This is a genomic window from Dokdonella sp., from assembly GCF_049593775.1.
Classification (GTDB): domain Bacteria; phylum Pseudomonadota; class Gammaproteobacteria; order Xanthomonadales; family Rhodanobacteraceae; genus Dokdonella.
This window is the reverse complement of record NZ_JBAWHJ010000227.1, coordinates 1-3,655: the sequence shown is the minus strand read 5'-3', so window position 1 is coordinate 3,655 and position 3,655 is coordinate 1. Positions and strand designations below refer to the sequence as shown.

The 3,655-nt window shown below is 56.8% G+C and carries 6 protein-coding genes; 3 read left to right on the top strand and 3 right to left on the bottom strand.

Annotation, left to right across the window (positions count from 1 at the left end; all coding sequences use genetic code 11):
* From WBP53_RS08145 to WBP53_RS08135, 3 genes are all read right to left on the bottom strand, one after another.
* A partial coding sequence (locus WBP53_RS08145; protein WP_423927746.1) for a hypothetical protein occupies positions 1–217 on the bottom strand: 217 nt, incomplete at its 3' end.
* Between the two features lie 115 nt (positions 218–332).
* A complete protein-coding gene (locus WBP53_RS08140) occupies positions 333–1,022 on the bottom strand; it encodes a hypothetical protein (protein ID WP_423927744.1) in 690 nt (229 codons plus the stop codon).
* 93 nt (positions 1,023–1,115) lie between these two features.
* Complete coding sequence (locus tag WBP53_RS08135) at positions 1,116–1,430, bottom strand: hypothetical protein (protein WP_423927742.1); 315 nt, start codon at positions 1,428–1,430, stop codon at positions 1,116–1,118.
* Positions 1,431–1,472: 42 nt separating this feature from the next.
* Here WBP53_RS08135 and WBP53_RS08130 point away from each other — a divergent pair, with 42 nt between their 5' ends.
* From WBP53_RS08130 to WBP53_RS08120, 3 genes are all read left to right on the top strand, one after another.
* Positions 1,473–1,952 (top strand): hypothetical protein, encoded by a 480-nt coding sequence (locus WBP53_RS08130; protein ID WP_423927740.1) that lies wholly within the window; start codon positions 1,473–1,475, stop codon positions 1,950–1,952.
* 226 nt (positions 1,953–2,178) lie between these two features.
* Positions 2,179–2,508 (top strand): YegP family protein, encoded by a 330-nt coding sequence (locus WBP53_RS08125; RefSeq protein ID WP_423927738.1) that lies wholly within the window; start codon positions 2,179–2,181, stop codon positions 2,506–2,508.
* 276 nt (positions 2,509–2,784) lie between these two features.
* A complete protein-coding gene (locus WBP53_RS08120; protein WP_423927736.1) occupies positions 2,785–3,576 on the top strand; it encodes an SDR family NAD(P)-dependent oxidoreductase in 792 nt (263 codons plus the stop codon).
* Positions 3,577–3,655: the final 79 nt, after the last annotated feature.

The following is a 3,655-nucleotide window of genomic DNA, read 5'->3' as shown; positions in this document are numbered from 1 at the left end:
CCGGATGTGAAAGCCCCGAATAAAATGTGCGTGCAAGTTCAGGGTCCTTTGAAATCAGCTCTGAAAACCTGGCCGAGTTTTCCATGGAGTTTTGAACGGCGATTGCATTGGAGGCTTTGGTATTCTGGCGAAGCTGTATCGCGAGATATAAGAGGGTGACAATGACGCCAATTGCACCAGCTATTTCGCCAATTGCTCCTATGGCATCCCAGTTCATGAAAATATCTCCGAGTGACGCCTAACGCTGTGGCAAGCCCCCGCTGGGCGAGCAAACATCAGGAAAAACAAGACAACTCCCAGCGGTCCGCTTGAACACATCGTTGGGCGGAGGGCTAGCTGAAGACGATTGCTGAACCTGTCGCCATGCTCTTGCGGCACGCCTCGCGTAGAACAACGCAAGTATAGCTTTCGATTCCATACCTCTCCCACCGCGCATCTCCTTCCCCCTGCGAGTCCGCTGCCTCCCACAGTTCATCCGACTGAGAGTGGAGACTCTCTGGTACCCCCAACATCGAGGCCAGCCGTTCGAGCTCAGCGAGTAGCCGTGGCGCAGACCCAAGCATGCCGCCGGGAAGCTTTTTGTCATCAGCGAACAGGACATGTGGAAAGTCTTGCGGAAGATAAAACCCCTCGGCATCGCTATGGACGATCAAGTGATCGAATGACCGAGCAAACCGTGGGTGCCTTTTTAGTAGTCGTTGAACAAGCCCAGACTTCTTTCCCAGGACGTGATCAAAGTAGGCCGCCAGAAGAGGATCGTCCGAGCTATTGTCATCGCCAGGCTGTGGTAGCGGCAATCGCGCGTCCAAATGCGCCGCGATACGCCGGAGATAGTGCAACCCGGAATATCCAAACATCTGCGCGCCCCAGACCTCACAGTCGATGGGTTCTTCGTGCTGAGGCAGGCCCGCCTCTTTCAGCAGTAGGCCAAGAAACGAGAAGTACTCATCAAATTCTTCCGCGCCTTCAGGGTCGTTGGCTCTGAGGTCAGCAACGAACCCAATTGATACGTCTAAACCCACGACAACTCCCCCGAATCCGCGCAACACCGAAGTTGACGCGCCGCGCATGGACGCACGATTTTGGCGGCAACACACAGCGGTCGAGTTGAACGCCTAGTTGGGCTCGCCAACCCCATACAGCGCATTGAGGTTGAGGATGCGATGCCCAAAAACGCGCCGCGCCGGCACATTGAGGACAATTGCCAAGAATATGCCCTTCTCTTCGCTGTTGAGCAAGACATGTTGAAACTTCCCGGAAGGATGTTCGTAGACGTACGTGACATCTCCGGAAAACTCATGGCCCTCAAAATCCCTTGCCGAGATTTCCTCGAAGTAGGGCCAGAAATTGAATGGTGGTTCCGCCTCCTGCGGTAGCAGCCGCATAGGTGCGGCAAACGTCTGGCTGAACTGATCTTCTGTGAGCAACATTCTTGGCCCAACTACTATTCGATTGCAAAGTGAAATCTGATCTTGCTGTCCAATCAGGGACAGTCAAGGGTAGTTGCAGGAAGATCCCTCCAGAAATTAGCGATCGTGGCCAATCGGGCCGTCCAATCCTGCGGCCTGATCTGGCGTAATTGCAAGATTGGTTTTCCAAGTGAAATAACACCTCTTGCAAAGGCAGGCGATGGTGTTCTGCTCAATCACGATGCGATGGCCTCGGGCACACCAGAAGATGGCTACGCGGACTGCTTTCAAGCGATCACGGCCAGGGCCTGTTCGAGCGTGCGGGCGTTGATCATCCCGGGCCCGAAATGCCTTGTTTCTCGAGTTCTCGATGGCGTGATTCATGAATTCTCGCGGCTTGTGAACCGCTCCGATGCCGTGTTTCCTGATGTCGGTTGCAACGGCTTCACGAGGGCTTGTTCAACGGATGGGCAAAGCCTCAGGAATACTTCGACGAGTTCCGACACCGCGCCTGACGATGCTTGCAGGATGCATTGGTATTGATACGGTTTGTTACATCGGGTCGACACGTTCGGGCGGTGGCGTCTAAACTCGGAACGCTGCAGGGTTCTCGTCACGCATTCAGTTGCCGTGACCGACTCGGCTTGCCGGCGATCGTTCGTGCAAGCGTGAATCCTCGCAGGTTTGCCCGCTACTTTGTCCTCCGCGGAAGTGGATGCACCCGGCTTCGTTGTGATCGCTTCCGCCCAATCCACCAAGGGAGATCGCCATGTCCGGCCACTATGAAATTTCATCGAACGACAAAGGTCAGTTCTCGTTTGTACTGAAGGCTGCAAACGGGCAGGTCATCCTGCGCAGCCAGATGTATGAATCCAGGGGTGCTGCGCAGACCGGCATCGCGTCGGTGCAGACCAATTCACCGTCGGACGAGCGCTACGAGCTCAGCGTGGCCAGCGATGGTCGCCCCTACTTCAACTTGCGCGCCGGCAATGGTCAGGTCATCGGCACGAGTCAGATGTATTCATCGGATGACGCACGCGCGACCGGCATCGCATCGGTCAAGACCAACGGGCCAGGCACGGATGTGCGTGAGGCCTGAGCAAGCCACGCCTTCGAATGCAGGCGCGCCTGATTGAGCAGGTGTGCTTGTTCAAAATGTCGAACTGATGCCGTGGATGTGGTGCATGCATCGATGCCCATCGTTCTTGTCTGACTGGTTGAGATACCGACTGACCGCAGCAGGAGAATGGCGGCGCACCTTGTTTGTCCGACAGCCGACCCAATGGTCTTGGGCCTGGTGCAAGCATTCACGCAGATCTCTTGGGTATTGCTTGTCTAGCGCACCAGAACAATTTAACTAGAGGAAGGCGCGAACATGGACTTGCAGCTCACAAACAAGCTTGCGCTGGTGTCGGGCAGCACGGCCGGTATCGGTTTCGCAATCGCCGAGGCGCTGGTGCGCGAGGGAGCACGCGTCATTGTCAATGGTCGCTCACAAGCATCTGTCGACAAGGCGCTCGCATCGATCAAACAATCAACCGGCAAGGAGGCGTTGGGATTCGCCGGTGACCTGAGTACCGCGCAGGCCGCTGAAGAACTGGTCGGCAAGCACCCGGGCATTGAAATCCTGATCAACAACCTCGGCATCTACGAGCCGAAGGGCTTCAAGGATATCTCCGACACCGAGTGGAGCCGGTTCTTCGACATCAACGTGACCAGTGGCGTTCGCCTTGCCAGGCTATGCCTGCCGGCGATGAAAAAGGCGGATTGGGGACGCATCCTGTTTGTTTCCAGCGAGAGCGGGATCCAGATTCCCCCCGAAATGATCCACTACGGTGTGACCAAGGCTGCCCAGATCGCGGTTGCGAGGGGCTTGGCCGAATCGCTTGCGGGCACCGGCATCACCGTCAACAGTCTGCTGCCTGGTCCGACACGTTCGCGCGGTGTCGGCGAGTTCGTCGAGACCATGGCCAAGGCCGAGGGGAAATCCTTCGCCGAGTTCGAGAAAGAGTTCTTCGACAAGGTTCGCCCGACATCCCTGATCAAACGCTTCGCGACGCCTGAAGAAGTTGCGGCCATGGCCGTCTACCTGACCAGTCCGCTGGCATCGGCGACGACCGGCGCCGCTGTCCGTGTCGACGGTGGCGTGGTCAAGAGCGCCTTTTAGGGCAACACTGGTTGCGCAATACCCGGGTGGATTCCGTTCCACCCGTCATGCGCCGATTTCGATTGAGCGCGCTCAGATT